At 60.3% G+C, this 18334-nt stretch carries 19 protein-coding genes; 9 read left to right on the forward strand and 10 right to left on the reverse strand.

What is annotated here, in order from left to right:
* Positions 1-7: 7 nt before the first annotated feature.
* The 4 genes from rlmD to PSH79_RS20145 all read right to left on the reverse strand — a co-directional run bounded on the left by rlmD (position 8) and on the right by PSH79_RS20145 (position 4615).
* Positions 8-1384, reverse strand: coding sequence for a 23S rRNA (uracil(1939)-C(5))-methyltransferase RlmD (gene rlmD / locus PSH79_RS20130; RefSeq protein ID WP_305439199.1), 1377 nt, complete (start codon positions 1382-1384; stop codon positions 8-10).
* Complete coding sequence (gene cysM, locus PSH79_RS20135) at positions 1384-2286, reverse strand: cysteine synthase CysM (protein WP_026000780.1); 903 nt, start codon at positions 2284-2286, stop codon at positions 1384-1386. The genes rlmD and cysM overlap by 1 nt, the downstream gene beginning before the upstream one ends.
* Before the next feature lie 195 nt (positions 2287-2481).
* The gene (locus tag PSH79_RS20140) at positions 2482-3906 is read right to left on the reverse strand and encodes a sensor histidine kinase (RefSeq protein WP_305439200.1); all 1425 of its coding nucleotides are present in this window, start codon (positions 3904-3906) and stop codon (positions 2482-2484) included.
* Entirely contained in the window at positions 3893-4615 is a 723-nt protein-coding gene (locus PSH79_RS20145; RefSeq protein WP_305439201.1) for a response regulator transcription factor, read from the reverse strand. Before PSH79_RS20145 ends, PSH79_RS20140 begins: the two co-directional genes overlap by 14 nt.
* 219 nt (positions 4616-4834) lie before the next feature.
* Between PSH79_RS20145 and PSH79_RS20150 the strand changes: the two genes are divergently transcribed.
* Positions 4835-7588: a response regulator gene (locus PSH79_RS20150; protein WP_305444024.1), complete on the forward strand. Its 2754-nt coding sequence runs from the start codon at positions 4835-4837 to the stop codon at positions 7586-7588.
* Between the two features lie 82 nt (positions 7589-7670).
* Complete coding sequence (locus PSH79_RS20155) at positions 7671-8660, forward strand: 2-hydroxyacid dehydrogenase (protein WP_305439203.1); 990 nt, start codon at positions 7671-7673, stop codon at positions 8658-8660.
* 3 nt (positions 8661-8663) lie between these two features.
* Here the strand turns inward: PSH79_RS20155 and PSH79_RS20160 are convergent, their stop codons facing one another.
* Complete coding sequence (locus tag PSH79_RS20160) at positions 8664-9116, reverse strand: hypothetical protein (protein ID WP_305439204.1); 453 nt, start codon at positions 9114-9116, stop codon at positions 8664-8666.
* A gap of 133 nt (positions 9117-9249) precedes the next feature.
* Between PSH79_RS20160 and PSH79_RS20165 the strand changes: the two genes are divergently transcribed.
* On the forward strand, positions 9250-9684 hold the full coding sequence (locus PSH79_RS20165) for a hypothetical protein (protein WP_008079168.1): 435 nt from the start codon (positions 9250-9252) through the stop codon (positions 9682-9684).
* Entirely contained in the window at positions 9684-10088 is a 405-nt protein-coding gene (locus tag PSH79_RS20170) for an META domain-containing protein (RefSeq protein WP_305439206.1), read from the forward strand. Before PSH79_RS20165 ends, PSH79_RS20170 begins: the two co-directional genes overlap by 1 nt.
* Before the next feature lie 62 nt (positions 10089-10150).
* Here PSH79_RS20170 and PSH79_RS20175 read toward each other — a convergent pair whose 3' ends face one another.
* The gene (locus tag PSH79_RS20175; RefSeq protein WP_305439208.1) at positions 10151-10618 is read right to left on the reverse strand and encodes a TlpA disulfide reductase family protein; all 468 of its coding nucleotides are present in this window, start codon (positions 10616-10618) and stop codon (positions 10151-10153) included.
* A 113-nt stretch (positions 10619-10731) separates the two neighbouring features.
* Between PSH79_RS20175 and arsC the strand changes: the two genes are divergently transcribed.
* The 3 genes from arsC to PSH79_RS20190 are packed head-to-tail and all read left to right on the forward strand — an operon-like array spanning position 10732 to position 12105.
* The gene (arsC, locus tag PSH79_RS20180; protein ID WP_305439209.1) at positions 10732-11085 is read left to right on the forward strand and encodes an arsenate reductase (glutaredoxin); all 354 of its coding nucleotides are present in this window, start codon (positions 10732-10734) and stop codon (positions 11083-11085) included.
* Positions 11082-11678: an NAD(P)H:quinone oxidoreductase gene (gene wrbA, locus PSH79_RS20185; protein ID WP_305439211.1), complete on the forward strand. Its 597-nt coding sequence runs from the start codon at positions 11082-11084 to the stop codon at positions 11676-11678. The genes arsC and wrbA overlap by 4 nt, the downstream gene beginning before the upstream one ends.
* A gap of 1 nt (position 11679) precedes the next feature.
* Complete coding sequence (locus PSH79_RS20190) at positions 11680-12105, forward strand: DUF2069 domain-containing protein (protein ID WP_305439212.1); 426 nt, start codon at positions 11680-11682, stop codon at positions 12103-12105.
* Between the two features lie 90 nt (positions 12106-12195).
* Here PSH79_RS20190 and PSH79_RS20195 read toward each other — a convergent pair whose 3' ends face one another.
* On the reverse strand, positions 12196-12870 hold the full coding sequence (locus tag PSH79_RS20195) for a DNA-3-methyladenine glycosylase I (protein ID WP_305439213.1): 675 nt from the start codon (positions 12868-12870) through the stop codon (positions 12196-12198).
* Between the two features lie 130 nt (positions 12871-13000).
* Positions 13001-13825, reverse strand: coding sequence for a tRNA 2-thiocytidine(32) synthetase TtcA (ttcA, locus tag PSH79_RS20200; RefSeq protein ID WP_305439215.1), 825 nt, complete (start codon positions 13823-13825; stop codon positions 13001-13003).
* A gap of 288 nt (positions 13826-14113) precedes the next feature.
* On the opposite strand from ttcA, the gene PSH79_RS20205 reads away from it, so the two are divergent.
* Together PSH79_RS20205 and PSH79_RS20210 are read left to right on the forward strand one after the other, a co-directional pair.
* Entirely contained in the window at positions 14114-14716 is a 603-nt protein-coding gene (locus tag PSH79_RS20205) for a Yip1 family protein (RefSeq protein ID WP_007917515.1), read from the forward strand.
* Positions 14717-14864: 148 nt separating this feature from the next.
* Positions 14865-15359, forward strand: a complete 495-nt coding sequence (locus PSH79_RS20210) for a SprT family zinc-dependent metalloprotease (RefSeq protein ID WP_305439218.1) — start codon at positions 14865-14867, stop codon at positions 15357-15359.
* 134 nt (positions 15360-15493) lie between these two features.
* On the opposite strand, the gene PSH79_RS20215 is transcribed toward PSH79_RS20210, so the two are convergent.
* Together PSH79_RS20215 and PSH79_RS20220 are read right to left on the reverse strand one after the other, a co-directional pair.
* A complete protein-coding gene (locus PSH79_RS20215; protein WP_305439220.1) occupies positions 15494-16675 on the reverse strand; it encodes a CaiB/BaiF CoA-transferase family protein in 1182 nt (393 codons plus the stop codon).
* Positions 16676-16820: 145 nt separating this feature from the next.
* Positions 16821-18155: a dicarboxylate/amino acid:cation symporter gene (locus tag PSH79_RS20220; protein ID WP_095188657.1), complete on the reverse strand. Its 1335-nt coding sequence runs from the start codon at positions 18153-18155 to the stop codon at positions 16821-16823.
* Positions 18156-18334: the final 179 nt, after the last annotated feature.

An 18334-nucleotide genomic window follows, 5' to 3' on the forward strand; every position in this document is an offset into this window, starting at 1 on the left:
GGACAGATCAGGCGGATTCAGACGAGCCATCCTGGCTCGCTTCAAATAACGCCATGGCCTCGACATGTGCCGTCTGAGGAAACATATCGAGAATCCCGGCACGTTTTAACCGGTAGCCCTGCTTTATCAATTCGACGGTATCGCGCGCCAGCGTTGCCGGGTTGCACGACACGTAAACCAGCCGCTTGGCACCCAGGGTCGCGAGCTTGCGCACCACCTCGAAAGCACCGTCACGCGGTGGGTCCAAGAGTACCGCAGAAAAGCCGTTTGCGATCCACTCGGCATCGGCCAGAGGCTGGGATAAATCGGCTTGAAAAAACTTTGTGTTATGCAAATTGTTACTAGCGGCGTTCGCAGCGGCGCGCTCGACCATGGTCTGCACGCCTTCGACCGCCACCACTTCGCGAGCGGTTTTGGCCAGCGGCAAAGCGAAGTTGCCAAGACCGCAGAACAAGTCCAGCACGCGCTCGTCGCGAGTCGGTTTCAGCCAGTCCAGCGCCTGCGCAACCATTGCTTCGTTGACGCCAGCGTTGACCTGGATGAAATCCCCCGGCCGGTAAGCCAGATCCAGATCCCACTGTTCCAGGCGGTAGCCCAGCGATTGCGCGGCATCGACCGGTTGCGGTTCACCTTCGCCATGCAGCCACAACTGCGCTTCATGGAATTGACAGAAGTCCTTGAGAACCGTCAGATCCGCCTCGGACAACGGCGCCATGTGCCGCAGCAACACCGCCAACGATGAACCGCTGAACAATTCCACATGCCCTAGCGCCTGAGGTTTGCTCAAACGACGGAGCATCTCCGGCAAGCGGGTCATGATCGGTTGCAAGGGCTGTACCAGCACCGGGCATTCGCTGATTGCGATGATGTCCTGACTGCCAGCAGCGCGGAAACCGACTTCGAGTTTTTTTGCCTTCATGTCCCAGCGCACGGCGATGCGGGCACGACGGCGATAGCCGAACTCGGGGCCGGTCAACGGGGCCGCCCACTCTTGCGGTTCGACACCGGCGACCTTCGATAATTGCTCGGCGAGCATGCGCTGTTTCAGGGCAAGCTGTTCGCTGTGGGGCAAATGCTGGACGCTGCAACCGCCACAACGGCCGGCATGCTGACAAGGTGCCGGGCGGCGCAGTTCGCTGGTGGTGAATACGCGCTCGGTGCGCGCTTCGACCACTTTGCCGTGGGTGCCGAGCACCCGCGCCTCGATCTCTTCACCGGCCAGGGCGCCGAGGACGAACCAGGTGCGGCCTTCGAAAAACGCGATACCGCGACCGTCATTGGCCAGGCGCTCAATGCTCAAGCGCTGCTTTTTGCCGGTCGGGATTTGCGGGGCTTTGCTGCCGCCGGTGGGCTGGAAGCGCAGGCCTCTCTCGTGCTTGGCCATCAGTTGGGCGCGTCGAAAATGCCGGTCGACAGATAACGGTCGCCACGGTCGCAAATGATCGCGACGATCACCGCGTTTTCAACTTCTTTGGACAGACGCAGCATCGCTGCCACCGCACCGCCCGAGGACACGCCGCAGAAGATGCCTTCTTCGCGAGCCAGACGCCGGGTGACGTCCTCGGCTTCGCTTTGCGCCATATCGACGATACGGTCGACGCGGTCAGCCTGATAAATCTTCGGCAGGTATTCCTGCGGCCAGCGGCGAATGCCGGGAATGGCCGAGCCTTCCATCGGTTGCAGACCGACGATCTGCACGCTATCGCTCTGCTCTTTCAAGTAGCGCGACACACCCATGATGGTGCCGGTGGTGCCCATCGAGCTGACGAAATGAGTGATGGTGCCCTGAGTCTGACGCCAGATTTCCGGGCCGGTGGTGGTGTAGTGCGCTTCGGGATTGTCGCCATTGGCGAACTGATCGAGCACCTTGCCACGGCCTTCGGCTTCCATCCGCTGAGCGAGATCGCGAGCGCCTTCCATGCCCTCTTCCTGACTGACCAGAATCAGCTCGGCACCGTAAGCGGTCATCGCCGCTTTGCGCTCGGCGCTGGAGTTGTCCGGCATGATCAGAATCATCTTGTAACCCTTGATCGCGGCAGCCATGGCCAGGGCGATCCCGGTATTGCCGGAGGTCGCTTCGATCAATGTGTCGCCAGCGTGGATCTGCCCGCGCAACTCGGCACGGGTGATCATCGACAGCGCCGGACGGTCCTTGACCGAACCCGCCGGGTTATTCCCTTCGAGCTTGAGCAATAGGGTGTTGCTGGTGGCACCGGGCAGGCGCTGCAAGCGCACCAGCGGAGTGTTGCCGACGCAATCGGCGATGGTTGGGTACTGCAGGGTCATGGCGTATTCGCAATCCAGACGTGCGGGGGCGCCTATCATACCGGCAAACCCGCGCAGGCCATATCACGCAAAGTGCGGTGCTTATGGTTTATGGGAATAAGCAATCAAAAGTCGCGCCAGTGGTGCGACTTTCGAGTTGAGGCGATGCGACTGGCCTCATCGCTGGCAAGCCAGCTCCCAGCGTGTCTTGGGCGTTCACACGATTTGTGTCTGACAAAAATTCACTGTGGGAGCTAGCTTGCCAGCGATAACGTCGGGACTGGCAGCGCAATCATCAGCGATAAGACGCAGATTCAACCGCAACCCCGCCCCACTGTTTTCCGCCCAAAGACTCCCGCCCTGGCGCTGCACGGCATTGCGCGCAATGCTCAAACCCAACCCAAAGCCGCCATCCCCGGGCCGCGAGCCGTCCAGTCGAGTGAACGGCGAAAAGATCCGCTCAAGGTCCCCGTCAGCCACCCCGCCGCCCTGATCTTCCAGCCACAGATGCCAGTAATCGCCCTCCCGCCGCCCATCCAGCCGCACGATCCCGCCCTTCGGCGAATGACGAATGGCATTGCGCACAATGTTCTCCAGCGCCTGCGCCAGGGTGTTGAGATTGCCGCGCACCCAGCACGACGAATCGACCGCGCACTGCAATTGCAAACTCGGCCAGCCGCTTTCATAACAGGCGTTGTCGGTAAGCATTTCCCACAGCGCCTGAATCTGAATCGCTTCGTCTGGCAACGGCGAGCGCTCGGTATCCAGCCAGGCCAGTTGCAGGGTGTCTTCCACCAGCCGCTGCATGCCGTCGACTTCACGGCCGATGCGCTCACGCAGCTGCACCAAACCCTGCTCGCTTTCACTGGCCACGCGCAATCGGCTCAGCGGCGTGCGCAGTTCATGGGAGAGGTCGCGCAGCAATTGCTGCTGCAGCGCGACGGTGCTTTGCAGGCGTTCGGACATCGAGTCGAATGCCCGGGCCAGTTCACCGAGTTCGTCCGGTCGCTGAGTGATGCCACTCGAGAGGCGCACATTCAGTTGATCGGCGCGCCAGGCGTTGGCCTGCTCACGCAGGTTGTTCAGCGGCACCACCAACAAACGATACAGGCCCACACACAGCAGTAAGGTGAATAGCCCCGGAATCACGCCGTTGGTGATCACCCGCCAAAACAGCCGATATTTCCCCGGCACAAAGCGCTCAGGCAATTCGATCACCAGACTGCCGGCGGACGGATCCTGGGGAAATGGTATACGCAGCCACGGCCGACCTTGTTTGTGAATCGGCCAGTCGAGCCCACGCAAAAAAGTCAGGCGCTGGACTTCCTGCTCGTTCAGCGGCTCATTGCTCAGCGACTGCAAATTACCGCCAATCACACCGACCCAAGCGGCCTCACGCAATTCCATGCTCTGTAACCAGCTATCGACACCGTCACGCTGACCGCGCTGCCACGCCCGCTCGGCTTCAGCGGCATAACGTGTGAGGGTGCCGCGAGCTTCATCGGAGAGGAACTGGTTGCGTTCCTCCATATACCGGCCCCACGACCAGCTCAACCAAATCATCAGCAGACAGAACGCCACCAGTAGACAGGCGAGTTTCCAGAACAGCGAATGGCGTCCGGGCAATTCAGACACTCTCATCAGCGCCACTCAGCACGTATCCCTTGCCCCACACCGTACGCACCTCGCGCTCGGTGTAACCAATGGCCTTGAGTTTGCGGCGGATCTGGCTGATGTGCATGTCGAGGCTTCGATCATGGGCCGCATAACCGCGTTGCAGGACGTGCTGATAAAGGAAGGCCTTGCTCAGCACTTCTTCATCGTTGCGGTTGAGGGTTTCCAGCAGACGGAATTCGCTACGGGTCAGGCCGGCCGCGTGCTCACGGAAAAACACGTCGCACTGTTCATCGTCGAAACGCAACGCGCCACTCGCTACTGGCAACGCAACCGCCGCCGGGCGACGATCGAGTGCTACCCGGCGCAGGATCGCTTCGATGCGCACATGCAGCTCGGCCATGCTGAACGGCTTGGGCAAATAATCGTCGGCGCCCAAACGAAAACCGCTGATGCGATCCGCCTCGGCACCGAGCGCCGACATCAGCAGCACCGGCGTCGAATGGCTCTGCCGCAATTGCGTGAGTACGTTTAGACCGTCCAGGCCCGGCAGCAGAATATCCATCAACACCACGTCGAACGGCTGGCGTTTGGCGATGCTCAAGCCTTCCTGACCGTTCTGGCACCAGGTCACCTGAAAGCCGCTGCGGCCCAGATGTTCGTGAACATAGGCACCGAGGACCGGATCGTCCTCAATAGAAAGTATGCGTGGCTGGCCAACGGAAACAGGAGTCATGAGTATCTGCAAGTCATTCTCAGTTGAGCGCGATTATTCAAGATTGCCAGGCATCGGGCAACTCATGGTTGAGCGGCCGGACGAACGTGCACCTGCACAAGGACCGACAACGTCACCATTTTTCCGGAGATTGCCCGCGAGCAAATCGCTACACTGCGCCCATGTCGCGTGCCGGATGCACGCATGAGTCAACAGATCAGCGGGATGCAGGAGATAGGCGTGCTCAAGAAACTGGGAATCAAAGGTCGCGTGTTGTTGCTGACCTTGTTGCCGACCAGCCTGATGGCGCTGGTGCTGGGCGGTTATTTCACCTGGACGCAGCAGGCCGACTTGCAGAGCCAATTGATGCAGCGCGGCGAGATGATCGCCGAGCAACTGGCGCCGCTGGTGGCACCCGCCATGGGCCATGGCAACAGCGAACTGCTTGAACGCATTGCCACCCAGTCCCTCGAACAACCGGACATGCGCGCGGTGACTTTCCTTGCGCCGGATCGCACGCCGCTGGCCCACGCCGGCCCGACCATGCTCAATCAGGCGCCAAGCGGTGACAGCGCGCACCTGCAACGGCGCAGCGGCAATGACGCGACCCGTTATCTGATGCCGGTCTTCGGCAAGCATCGCAACCTCGCCGGCGAACTGATCCCCGAAGAGTCCGAGCGCCTGCTAGGTTGGGTCGAACTGGAGCTGTCGCACAATGGCATGCTGCTGCGCGGTTATCGCAGTCTGTTTGCCAGCCTGTTGCTGATCGCCGCCGGCCTGGCCGGTGCCGCGCTGCTCGCGTTGCGCATGGGCCGCACGATCAATCGGCCGCTGGGCCAGATCAAACAGGCCGTCGCGCAACTCAAGGACGGTCATCTGGAAACCCGCCTGCCGCCGCTCGGCAGTCAGGAGCTGGATGAACTGGCATCGGGCATCAATCGCATGGCCGGTACAATGCAGAACGCCCGCGAAGAATTGCAGCACAGCGTCGATCAGGCCACCGAAGACGTGCGCCAGAATCTGGAAACCATCGAAATCCAGAACATCGAGCTGGATCTGGCCCGTAAAGAGGCGCTGGAGGCGAGCCGGATCAAATCCGAGTTCCTCGCCAACATGAGCCACGAGATCCGCACGCCGCTCAATGGCATTCTCGGCTTCACCCATCTGTTGCAAAAAAGCGAACTGACCCCGCGCCAGCTCGACTATCTCGGCACCATTGAAAAGTCCGCCGACAGCCTGCTCGGGATCATCAACGAGATCCTCGACTTCTCGAAAATCGAAGCCGGCAAACTGGTACTCGACCACATCCCGTTCAACCTGCGCGACTTGCTGCAAGACACCTTGACCATTCTCGCCCCCGCCGCTCACGCCAAGCAGCTTGAGCTGGTCAGTCTGGTCTATCGCGATACGCCGCTGTCGCTGGTCGGAGACCCGCTGCGTTTGAAGCAGATTCTCACCAACCTGGTCAGCAACGCGATCAAGTTCACCCGCGAAGGCACTATCGTTGCCCGGGCGATGCTCGAAGAAGAACACGAAGACAGCGTGCAACTGCGCATCAGCATTCAGGACACCGGCATTGGCCTGTCGAATCAGGACGTGCGTGCGTTGTTTCAGGCCTTCAGCCAGGCTGACAACTCGCTGTCGCGGCAACCCGGCGGCACCGGTCTGGGGCTGGTGATTTCCAAGCGCCTGATCGAACAGATGGGCGGCGAGATCGGCGTCGACAGCACGCCGGGCGAAGGCTCGGAATTCTGGATCAGCCTGAGCCTGCCCAAGACCCGCGACGACGCCGAAGACCTGCCTTCGGCGCCACTGCTCGGACGGCGGGTGGCGGTACTGGAAAACCACGAACTGGCGCGTCAGGCCTTGCAGCATCAGTTGGAAGACTGTGGCCTCATTGTCACGCCGTTCAGTACATTGGAAACCCTGACCAATGGCGTCACCGGCGCGCATCAGACCGATCAGGCGATTGATCTGGCGGTCATCGGCATCACCAGCAACGACATGCTCCCGGAGCGCCTGAACCAGCACATCTGGGACCTCGAACACCTTGGCTGCAAAGTGCTGGTGCTGTGCCCGACCACCGAGCAGACACTGTTCCATTTGTCGGTACCCAATCCCCACAGCCAGTTGCAGGCCAAACCGGCTTGCACGCGCAAATTGCGCCGCGCGCTATCGGATCTGGCCAACCCGCGTCAGCCACGCAACGAGCCCGGCGAGCCGCTGTCGAGTCGGGCACCGAAAGTGCTGTGCGTCGACGACAACCCGGCCAACCTGTTGCTGGTGCAAACCTTGCTCGAAGACATGGGCGCCAAGGTGCTTGCCGTGGAAAGCGGATATGCGGCGGTGAAAGCCGTGCAGACCGAGTCCTTCGATCTGGTGCTGATGGACGTGCAGATGCCGGGCATGGACGGCCGCCAGAGCACCGAAGCCATCCGCCAGTGGGAGAGCGAGCGGCATTGCACGCCGCTGCCGATCGTCGCCCTCACCGCCCACGCCATGGCCAACGAAAAACGCGCGTTACTGCAAAGCGGCATGGACGACTACCTGACCAAACCGATCAGTGAGCGGCAACTGGCGCAAGTGGTGCTGAAGTGGACCGGTCTGGCCCTGCGCAATCAGGCGCCAGAGCGGGTCAGCGAAAGTGCGGCGGGCAGCAACGAATTGCCGGTGCTCGATCACGAGGAAGGCTTGCGTCTGGCTGCCGGTAAAGCGGATCTGGCAGCAGACATGCTGGCGATGTTGCTGGCTTCGCTGGAAGCCGACCGCGAAGCCATTCGCAGCGCCCGCGACAGCCACGACCAGAATGCCCTGATTGAACGTGTGCATCGCTTGCACGGCGCCACGCGTTACTGCGGCGTGCCGCAATTGCGTGCGGCCTGTCAGCGCAGTGAAACCCTGCTCAAACAGGAAGATCCGAAAGCGTCGACAGCGCTGGATGAACTGGAGCGGGCAATCCACCGCCTCGCCGCGCAGGCGAAGATCAGCGCCTGACACAGCGCAATGCCGGCCAACGACGATCCGGCTACAGTGGACTCGGGTGATATCACCCGAGTCCATGTTCCAGGAGGATGTCATGCGTACGATCGTTTTCAGTAGCCAGACCTACGACCGAGACAGTTTCCTCGGCGCCGATTGCCCTGCCAGTATCGAACTGCACTTTCAATCGGCCCGGCTCAGTCTCGACACCGCGGCACTGGCCGACCAGCACGAAGTGGTCTGCGCCTTTATCAATGACGACCTCAGTGCTGCGGTGCTGGAACGTCTGGCCGCCGGCGGCACGCGATTGATCGCCTTGCGTTCGGCCGGTTACAACCATGTCGATCTGCTCGCTGCCAAACGCCTGGGACTGGCCGTGGTGCGTGTCCCGGCGTATTCACCCCATGCCGTGGCCGAACATGCTGTCGCGTTGATTCTCGCCCTCAACCGTCGCTTGCACCGCGCCTACAACCGCACCCGTGAAGGCGATTTCACTCTGCACGGGCTGACCGGTTTCGATCTGGTGGGCAAAACTGTCGGCATCGTCGGCACCGGGCAGATCGGCGCGACGTTCGCGAAAATCATGCACGGTTTCGGCTGTGAGTTGCTGGCATACGACCCCTATCCAAATCCCGACGTTCTGGCATTGGGCGCGCGTTACCTGAGCCTGCCGGAATTGCTCGCGCAGTCGCGAATCATCAGCCTGCACTGCCCGCTCAACGCGCAGAGCAAACACTTGATCAACCGCGATTCACTGGCGCACCTGCAAGCGGGTGCCATGCTCATCAATACCGGTCGCGGCGGACTGGTCGATACGCCGGCACTGATCGACGCCTTGAAGGACGGTCAGCTCGGCTATCTGGGGCTGGATGTGTATGAGGAAGAGGCGCAGCTGTTTTTCGAGGATCGCTCAGACCTGCCATTACAGGACGACGTGCTGGCGCGCTTGCTGACCTTTCCAAACGTGATCATCACTGCGCACCAAGCCTTTTTGACGCACGAGGCGCTGGACGCGATTGCCGCGACCACCCTGTACAACATCGCGACCTGGGCGGCGGGGTCGCCGCAGAACCAAGTCGAGGGTTGACGCTTATTTCGGCGACAGCGAGGACGCCAGAATCAATAGCGCCAGCCAGCCGAAGCCGAACAAACGCTGCTTCGCCGAGTGACCACTGCGCAGCAGGAACCAGACGAACACCATCGGCAGCAGAAACACCATGATCTTCAGCCAGCCTTCCACCGGACGGCTGCCATCTTCATTGATTTGCGGCGCCACCGTTTCGGACTGTTGCCGACGCCGACGCCCCGCTGCGGCCGGCATGACTTTCGGCAAAGGCTCAGGCGTGTGAGGGACAACCGCCTCGGGCACAGCCCGGTTGCGCGGCAGACTGCCGAAGGAAATCGTCGACGCCTGAACCGGTGCCGCAGCAGCCTGCGCTTGTGCGTGGGCCGGCTGCTCCGCCATCGGAGCTCCACAATGAATACACGCTTGGGCTTCGGAGCTGATGCTCCGCTTGCATTCATAACATTCGATCAGCGCCATGTTCCGTTCCTTCAGAGTCGAGGGCGGCAGTTTGCCATGTGCGCAGGTCGATTTGAACCGGATCGAAGGTCGCAAGCGCACATCATTCTGCAACGTGGCCCGTGCTAGCATGTCGGGCATATTTGGAGGATCCATGGTCGAACACGATTTCCGCTACAACCTGATGAACCCGCAACACACCCTCACCGAATGCCGCGCCCTCGTTCCGGGCCGCTATCAGGTTACCGGCAACGGTGGCTCGATCCGCATCGGTGACGCCCTGTTGGTCACTCTCAAAGGCAGCAAGGATTTGTCCATGCGCCTGACCGTCGAAACCGTCCGCCACCTGATCAACCCGCCGGGCCAATGGACCGCGATGACCACAGGCCCGGTGTTCGGCGAACTGGCGATTCACACCTGGCAGGTCAACTGCGACAGCTGCGCCAAAGAGCTGAGCTTTGAATTCGCCGTCGACGCCAAACTGGGTAAAACCGCAGAAAAACCGGCCGCCACTGCGCGCATCGCCGAGCTGGGCTGGAAAGCCGTTGGCGACAAGCATCTGTGCCCGAAATGCCAGGAGCCTGCGTGATGAAACGCCTTGCCCTGACCGCTCTGGTCGGTGTTGGCCTGGCGGGCTGCGCCGCAGAGCCTGTGCAACTGCAACAGAACCGCAGCTACATTCTGGAGTGGATCGGCGAGCGGCCATTGATGGATTACAGCCATCTGACCGTGACCCTTGGCGATGATGGTCGCGCCTACGGCAACGGCGGCTGCAACCATTGGTTCGCGCCGTACACGCTGGATGGCAACAAGCTGACTTTCGGCAAGATCGGCAAGACCCGCAAATTGTGCGCGCCGGCGTTGATGGAGCAGGAACAACGCTTCCTGCAAGCGCTGGAACATGTCGAGCGCTGGGACATCTCGCCGATCGAACAGATGCGCTTCTGGCCGGCTGAAGGCAAGCCGTTGCGCTGGTGGCTGGAAGAGGGTTAACCCTCAAAAGATCGTCCGAAGGCTCGGGCCGCGATCGGACGATCTTTTCTTTCATAAACGACCTATTCAGTCGCCTGCAACGCCTCCAGCTTGGCCATCACCCCCGCCGCCGTCTGCTCACCCAGCAACTGTTCCCGAACCTTGCCCTTGTTGTCGATGATGTAAGTCACCGGCAAAGCCTCACTGCGCGGCAAGTCGAACAGCTCCGCCGGATCCTGCGCCAGCACGGTGAATTTGATGCCCAGTTTCTCGCTGGCGCTCTTCAGCTCTTCACCCTGCACGTTGTCGAAATTCACCCCGAACACACCGACGTTCTTGCTCTTGAGCTCATCGGCCAGATGATTGAGTTCCGGGATCTCGGTCCGGCACGGTCCGCACCATTCGGCCCAGTAATTGAGCACCACCCATTGTTTGTCGAGGCGCTCGGACGCAACTTTCTGACCGTTCTGGTCAATGCCATAGTCGTTGCCGCAGCCCCCCAGCATCAACGCCCCGATTATCGTCAATGCCGCTGCCAATCGCCGTGTCATGTCGTGTTCCTTGTGAAAATTTGAATGCGCCTGCGACCCATCGCCTCTGAAGGTTCTGGATTGCGCGCTGCACAGTTAGAATAGCCGCCACTTTACGCCAGAAGCGACCCGCCATGACCGATCTGACGCTTTATCACAATCCGCGCTGCTCGAAATCCCGCGGCGCACTGGAACTGCTTGAAGCCCGCGGCCTGACTCCGAACGTCGTGCGCTACCTTGAAACCCCGCTGGATGCCGCGCGAATCAAGGCCCTGCTTGGCAAACTCGGGATCACTGCGCGACAACTGCTGCGCAACGGGGAAGATGAATACAAAACCCTCAACCTGGCCGACGCCAGTCTCACCGAGAAACAATTGATCGACGCGATCGCGGCCCATCCCAAGCTGATGGAGCGACCGATTCTTGAGGTCGGCGACAAAGCCGTCATCGGCCGGCCACCGGAGCAGATCCTGGAGTTGCTGCCGTGAGCGCGCCGTACATTCTGGTGCTGTATTACAGCCGCAACGGCTCGACCAACGAGATGGCGCGGCAGATCGCTCGTGGCGTCGAGCAGGCCGGGCTCGAAGCGCGCCTGCGCACTGTGCCGGCAATCTCCACCGAGTGCGAAGCGGTGGCCCCGGACATCCCCAACGAAGGCGCGCTCTACGCCACCCTCGATGATCTGAAGAACTGCGCCGGTCTGGCACTGGGCAGTCCGACTCGCTTCGGTAACATGGCCGCGCCACTCAAGTACTTCCTCGACGGCACCAGCAACCTGTGGCTGACCGGTGCGCTGGTCGGCAAACCGGCCGGCGTGTTCACCTCCACCGCCAGCCTGCATGGCGGCCAGGAAACCACCCTGCTGTCGATGATGCTGCCGCTGCTGCACCACGGCATGCTGATCACCGGCCTGCCTTACAGCGAGTCGGCGCTGCTGGAAACCCAGGGCGGCGGTACGCCTTACGGTGCCAGCCATCACGCCGGGGCGGATGGCAAAAGCGGTCTCGATCAGCACGAAGTGGCGCTGTGCCGAGCGCTTGGCCTGCGTCTGGCCAAGACTGCACAGAAACTGGAGGGCTGACGTGGCGAAGAAGCCGAAAGTCCTGCCCTCCGTCGAATGGCTTGAGCCCCGCGTGAAAGCGACGCGGGTAATCAGCCTGCTGAGCTTTTTCGCTCTCGCCGGGCTGCTCGCCGCCTATTACCTGCTATTCGCCGACCTGCATGGCGCGCGGCCTTGGGTGATTCTGCTGGTCGAACTGATCCCGTGGCTCGTCCTCGCCCCGGCAATGATCATGGGCAGCGCACGCGGGCATTCGTGGATGTGTTTTGTGGTGAATCTGTATTTCATCAAAGGCGCACTGGCGGCGTATGACCCGAACCGACACTGGTTTGGTGTGCTGGAGATGCTCGCGAGTTTGGCGGTGTTCTGCTCGGCGCTGTTGTATGTGCGGTGGCGGTATCAGTTGAATCGCAAACTGGCTGGAGAGGGCGAGATCAGCGTCGCCTGATCTGACGCCTTCGCGAGCAGGCTCGCTCCCACATCTGAAATGTATTCCCCCTGTGGGAGCGAGCCTGCTCGCGAATGGGGCGACGCGGTCTTAATGATTGACGGTGTAAGCCAGCATCATCGAAATCTGGCTCATCGGCCGCCCGCCACTTTCTTCATGCCACTGGTTGAACACGTTCTGCACAATCGCCAGATCGCGCAGGCTGGTCGGCGCCTTGTCGACGATCTTCTGTGCATTCAGCGCCGCGACCACGTCGTAGCTCGGCACAAACGTATCCTTGCCGACCATGCGCAAAAACCGTGGCGCCGACAGCCCGCCCAATTGATGGCCGTGCTTTTTCAGGTACGTCCAAAGACCGACGATATCGGTCACCGGCCAGTCGGCGATCAACGCGCCGAAACTGCCCTTCTCTTTCTCCACATCCAGAATGAACTGCGCATTGCGCGGCACGCTCTTGAGCTTACCCAGGTGGCGGATGATCCGCGCATCCTGCATCAGCCGCTCAAGATGTTCGGCACTCATCAGTACAACTTTTTCCGGGTCGAACTTGAAGAACACTTCTTCGAAGGCCGGCCACTTGGCGTCCACCAGACTGTGCTTGAGACCGGCGCGAAACACGCGCAGGGCCATGGTCGAGAGGTAACGGTCGTCGCTGATCTTGCGCAGTTGTGCCGCAGTCTTGGGTACGGGCAGATGGGCTTCCAGTTCAGCCGCTGAACCAAAGCGGTTCAGACAGTATTCGTGCAGCCACTTGTAATCGCGCATGCCCTCTCCCGGGAATTGAAACGAAGAAACTATTGTAGGAGTGAGCCTGCTCGCGATTGCGGAGTGTCTCCAACAATGATGCTGATAGACACACCGCAATCGCGAGCAGGCTCACTCCTACAGGTGGTGATTAGAGGTTTACGACGTTAACGAACCGCGAAGCCGCCGTCTCGTCGATCTTGAGGCTGGTGAAATCGAACAGGTTGCGGTCGGCCAGTTGCGACGGCACCACGTTCTGCAGACTGCGGAAGATGCTTTCGGTGCGACCCGGAGTCTTGCGGTCCCAGTCCTGAAGCATTTCCTTGACCACCTGACGCTGCAGGTTTTCCTGCGAACCGCAGAGGTTGCACGGGATGATCGGGAATTCCTTCAAATCCGAGTAAGCCTGAATGTCTTTCTCGTTGCAGTACGCCAGCGGACGGATCACTACGTTGCGACCGTCATCGGCGCGCAGCTTCGGCGGCATCGCCTTGAGGGTGCCGTTGAAGAACATGTTGAGGAAGAACGTCTCGACGATGTCGTCGCGATGATGACCGAGGGCCATTTTGGTCGCGCCGATTTCATCGGCAAAGGTGTACAGCGTGCCGCGACGCAGGCGCGAGCACAGCGAGCAGGTGGTCTTGCCCTCCGGAATCAGCTCTTTGACCACCGAGTAGGTGTCTTTTTCGACGATGTGGTACTCGATGCCCAGCGTTTTGAGGTAGGCCGGCAGCACGTGTTCGGGGAAGCCGGGCTGCTTCTGGTCCATGTTCACGGCGACGATCTCGAACTTGATCGGTGCAACCTTCTGCAGGTGCATCAGCACGTCGAGCATGGTGTAGCTGTCCTTGCCCCCGGACAGGCAGACCATGACCTTGTCGCCGTCTTCAATCATGTTGAAGTCGGCGACCGCTTCGCCGGCCAGGCGGCGCAGGCGCTTTTGCAGTTTGTTCTGGTTGACCGTAAGAGTGCCCATGACGCGAAATCCGTGAGGTGTGACGAAAGGCGGGCATTTTACGCAAAAACCCTGAGTTTGTGGCCACAGGTTGTCGCCAGTGGCGAATTCGCTCTGTACAGACCCCGAGGCGATTAAGCCCCCTGTTTACAGCGCGATTTGCTCTAAGCCCCTAGTGCCTGTGCGGTTAAGACCTTTCTATACTGCGACATAAGGTCGCACAGATCTGAAGACCTGTATTTGCTCGGCCACCTTGGCCCGTAGGCGCTCCGCTGGGGGGCGACGGCAATAACAAGAGGAGTGACTGGCATGATCCATCACGTAGTGGGACTTTTTACCCACCCCGATCAGGAATGGAAGGAAATCCGTGGCGACCAAGAGGAAAGCATCAGCCACATGTACCTGACGCACACGCTGATTCTGGCGGCGATCCCCGCTGTATCAGCATTCATCGGCACCACGCAGGTCGGCTGGGTGATCGGCAATCGCGCGCCGGTCATGCTCACCGTTGAAAGCGCGATCTGGATGACGGTCATGTCGTACCTGGCAATGCTCGGCGGTGTCGCGGTCATGGGCGCCTTTGTGCACTGGATGGCCCGCACTTATGACGCCAACCCGAGCCTGGCCCGTTGCGTCGCGTTTGCCACCTACACCGCGACACCGTTGTTTGTCGGCGGGCTGGCAGCGCTATATCCACACATGTGGCTGGGGATGATCGTCGGCACGGCAGCCATCTGCTACACGGTGTATCTGCTGTACGTCGGGCTGCCGACCTTCATGAATATCCCGTCGGACGAAGGCTTTCTGTTTTCCAGCTCAGTGCTGGCGGTGGGTCTGGTGGTGCTGGTGGCCATCATGGCGTTCACCGTGATCGTCTGGGGCCTGGGCGTGGGGCCCGTCTATACCAACTAGCGCAATGACTCACCGAGAAAAACAAGATCTGCCAATACAGGCCGCCGCAAGGCGGCCTTCTCGTATCGAGGATGACCATTCGGCAGTTCGGCAATTCGCAAGTCCGGAGGGTTGCGGCATACTCGACGCTTCTGGAGATCCATCAAGCATGCCCGAGCAACTCAATACCCGCGTCGAAGACTGTTACCAACTCGCTGAATCCTTTTTCAAACGTCATTTCCAACGCCCTGTGGTGAGTCTCAAGCTGCGCGGGCAAAAAGCCGGGGTCGCGCATCTGCACGAGAACCTGCTGCGCTTCAATCCGCAGTTGTACCGGGAAAACACCGAACACTTCCTCAAGCAGACCGTGGCCCACGAAGTCGCGCACCTGATCGCCCATCAGTTGTTCGGCGACCGCATCCAGCCCCACGGCGAAGAGTGGCAACTGATCATGCGCGGGGTTTATGAACTGCCGCCGGATCGCTGCCACACCTACGAAATCAAACGTCGCAGCGTGACCCGTTACATTTACAAATGCCCGTGTGCGGACAGTGATTTTCCGTTTTCGGCGCAGCGCCATAGCCTGGTCAGGCAGGGACGGCGGTATCTGTGCCGGCGGTGCCGGAACACGTTGGTGTTCAGTGGTGAGATGCGGGTGGAATAGTCAGTGTGTGTTGCCCTGACTGCTCCCCATCGCTGGCAAGCCAGCTCCCACAGTTTTCGAGGTGTCCACAGATTTTGTGTATGACACCGAAACCTGTGGGAGCTGGCTTGCCAGCGATGAGGCCAGAACAGGCACTAAAGAATAACTTTGGCCCGGCGCAGCTCTTCAATTTTCGCAGGACTCAACCCCAACTCCGCCAACACCTGATCCGTATGCTGCCCCAACCCCGCCCCGACATGCCGTGGCGCCGGTAATTCTTCGGAAAACTTCAACGGACAAGCCATCTGCGCCTGCGTCGTGCCATCGCCCCGCGGCACCTGCGTCACCAGTTCCCGCGCCTGCAATTGCGGATGTTTCACTGCCTCGCTCAGACTCAACACCGGCTCGACACACGCATCAATCCCGGCAAACAACGCACACAGCTCTGCAAAGTCATGCTTCTCGAACTCGACCTTCAACGCCTCTTTCAGCGCCTGCTGTTGCTCCGGTCTGGGTGACAAACCCTGCACCGCCAACTCAGGCCGGCCAAGCGCGGCACACAATTGCTGCATGAATCCCGGCTCAAGACTGCCCACCGACATCCAGCGCCCATCGCGAGATCGGTAGTAGTCATAAAAGCTGCCGCCATTGAGCATCTGATCTTCCCAGCCCGGTTCCTCGCCGCAAGCCAGATACCCGGCGCCGGCCATGGCGTTCAGGCTGAACGCGCAGTCGGTCATGCTCACGTCCAGATGCGTACCCTGCCCGGTCTGTTGACGGGCAATTACCGCCGCCAGCAAACCGATCACCCCGTGCAGCGAACCGCCAGCGACATCCGCCACCTGCATGCCCAGCGGCAACGGCCCGCTGTCAGCCCGGCCGGTGTAGCTGGCGAGCCCGGCCAGCGCCAGATAATTGATGTCATGACCGGCGCGATCCTTGTACGGCCCGGTCTGGCCGTAACCGGTGACAGACACGTAAATCAGCTTCGGGTTGATTGCTTTCAGAGCCTCATAACCCAGGCCCAGGCGCTCCATCACGCCGGGGCGAAACTGCTCCAGGACGATGTCGTAATCGGCGAGCAGTTGCTTGACCACTTCAAGTGCTTCGGGTTGTTTCAGATCCAGCGCCAGACTGCGCTTGTTGCGGTTGAGATACGCGTGACTGGCCGACATTCCCTGATCATGTGGCGGCAACACCCGCAGCAGATCCAGGCGCGTCGGCGATTCGATGCGCAGCACCTCGGCGCCCATGTCCGCCAACAGCAGCGAGGCGAACGGCCCCGGCAACAGGGTCGAGAAATCCAGAATTTTCAGTGAGGTCAGCGGTGCGGACATGGGCGAACTCCTTGTGCGATGTACCCAGCCTAGGCAGCGATGCCGCTTACAGCAATCACCGGATCCATCAGGCGCAGTGACCGTTGCGCTCAAATCGCAGGCAAGAAAAAACCCGCCGAAGCGGGTTTTTTCATTCAAGCGATGCTTACTTCACATTGCTCGGGGTTGGGCCTTCAGCCACACCCAGGTCGTCTTCTTCACGCTCATCAGAGATACCGCGACCGCCAGAAGCCAGTTCGGCTTGCAGTACATCGGTGTCCAGCTCTTTCACCCACTTGGCAACAACGATGGTCGCAACGGCGTTACCCACCAGGTTGGTCAGCGCGCGGGCTTCGGACATGAAGCGGTCGATACCCAGGATCAGCGCCAGACCGGCCACCGGCAGGTGACCCACGGCCGACAGAGTGGCCGCCAGCACGATGAAGCCCGAACCGGTCACACCGGCAGCGCCTTTGGAGGACAGCAGCAACACCAGCAGCAGAGTGATCTGGTGAGTGATGTCCATGTGGGTGTCGGTCGCCTGAGCGATAAACACAGCCGCCATGGTCAGGTAAATCGACGTACCGTCGAGGTTGAACGAGTAACCAGTCGGAATCACCAGACCCACGACGGATTTCTTCGCACCCAGACGTTCCATCTTGATCAGCATGCGTGGCAGAGCGGATTCGGACGAGGAAGTACCCAGCACGATCAGCAGCTCTTCACGGATATAGCGAACCAGCTTCAGCACGCTGAAACCGTGTGCACGGCAGATCGCGCCCAGCACCACCACCACGAACAGCACGCAGGTGATGTAGAAGCAGATCATCAACTGACCCAACTGCACCAGCGAGCCGACACCGTAGGCACCGATGGTGAACGCCATGGCACCGAACGCACCGAGTGGCGCCAGTTTCATGATCATGTTGATGATGTTGAACATCACGTGGGCAAAGCGATCGATCAGGTCAAGCAGCGGTCGGCCGTAGGAGCCCAGGCGATGCAAGGCATAACCGAAGATCACCGAGAACATCAGCACTTGCAGGATATCGCCCGTGGCGAATGCACCGACAATGGTGTTCGGGATCACGTTCAGCAGGAAGCCGACAATGCTCTGGTCTTTACTGGCCGTCACATAAGTGGCGATTTTCGAAGCGTCCAGGGTGGTCACGTCGATGTGCATGCCGGCGCCCGGTTGCACGACGTTGACTACGACCAGACCGATCAGCAAGGCGATGGTGGAAACGATTTCGAAGTACAGCAGCGCGTAGCCGCCAGTCTTGCCCACCGATTTCATGTTCTGCATGCCGGCGATGCCGCTGACAACGGTGCAGAAAATGATTGGGGCAATGACCATTTTGATCAGTTTGATGAACCCGTCACCCAGCGGCTTGAGGGCCACACCGGTCTGTGGGTAGAAGTGACCGAGCAGAATGCCGATGGCGATTGCAACGATCACCTGGAAGTACAGGGATTTGTAGAGTGGCTGACGAGTCGTCATTGCAAATTTCCTCAAGAGTCCCACGGGCAACATCCATCTGTTGTCCGCAAAACCTTAAATTGCGAACCCTCCTGCACTGGAGGGATTTGTTGTTGGAACGGCGCTTTCTCCTGAGGGATAAACGCACGCTTCTGTCGCTCTTATCGCAAACCTCGTGCCACATTGGTGCAATTCACTGC

This window comes from Pseudomonas sp. FP2196 (assembly GCF_030687715.1).
Taxonomy (GTDB): Bacteria; Pseudomonadota; Gammaproteobacteria; order Pseudomonadales; family Pseudomonadaceae; genus Aquipseudomonas.

Excerpts from the sequence above, each read along its gene's own strand:
- rlmD (WP_305439199.1), bottom strand. The coding sequence starts at position 1,384 with ATGGCCAAGCACGAGAGAGGCCTGCGCTTCCAGCCCACCGGCGGCAGC.
- cysM (WP_026000780.1), bottom strand. The coding sequence starts at position 2,286 with ATGACCCTGCAGTACCCAACCATCGCCGATTGCGTCGGCAACACTCCG.
- PSH79_RS20140 (WP_305439200.1), bottom strand. The coding sequence starts at position 3,906 with ATGAGAGTGTCTGAATTGCCCGGACGCCATTCGCTGTTCTGGAAACTC.
- PSH79_RS20145 (WP_305439201.1), bottom strand. The coding sequence starts at position 4,615 with ATGACTCCTGTTTCCGTTGGCCAGCCACGCATACTTTCTATTGAGGAC.
- PSH79_RS20155 (WP_305439203.1), top strand. The coding sequence starts at position 7,671 with ATGCGTACGATCGTTTTCAGTAGCCAGACCTACGACCGAGACAGTTTC.
- PSH79_RS20160 (WP_305439204.1), bottom strand. The coding sequence starts at position 9,116 with ATGGCGCTGATCGAATGTTATGAATGCAAGCGGAGCATCAGCTCCGAA.
- PSH79_RS20165 (WP_008079168.1), top strand. The coding sequence starts at position 9,250 with ATGGTCGAACACGATTTCCGCTACAACCTGATGAACCCGCAACACACC.
- PSH79_RS20170 (WP_305439206.1), top strand. The coding sequence starts at position 9,684 with ATGAAACGCCTTGCCCTGACCGCTCTGGTCGGTGTTGGCCTGGCGGGC.
- PSH79_RS20175 (WP_305439208.1), bottom strand. The coding sequence starts at position 10,618 with ATGACACGGCGATTGGCAGCGGCATTGACGATAATCGGGGCGTTGATG.
- arsC (WP_305439209.1), top strand. The coding sequence starts at position 10,732 with ATGACCGATCTGACGCTTTATCACAATCCGCGCTGCTCGAAATCCCGC.
- PSH79_RS20195 (WP_305439213.1), bottom strand. The coding sequence starts at position 12,870 with ATGCGCGATTACAAGTGGCTGCACGAATACTGTCTGAACCGCTTTGGT.
- ttcA (WP_305439215.1), bottom strand. The coding sequence starts at position 13,825 with ATGGGCACTCTTACGGTCAACCAGAACAAACTGCAAAAGCGCCTGCGC.
- PSH79_RS20205 (WP_007917515.1), top strand. The coding sequence starts at position 14,114 with ATGATCCATCACGTAGTGGGACTTTTTACCCACCCCGATCAGGAATGG.
- PSH79_RS20210 (WP_305439218.1), top strand. The coding sequence starts at position 14,865 with ATGCCCGAGCAACTCAATACCCGCGTCGAAGACTGTTACCAACTCGCT.
- PSH79_RS20215 (WP_305439220.1), bottom strand. The coding sequence starts at position 16,675 with ATGTCCGCACCGCTGACCTCACTGAAAATTCTGGATTTCTCGACCCTG.
- PSH79_RS20220 (WP_095188657.1), bottom strand. The coding sequence starts at position 18,155 with ATGACGACTCGTCAGCCACTCTACAAATCCCTGTACTTCCAGGTGATC.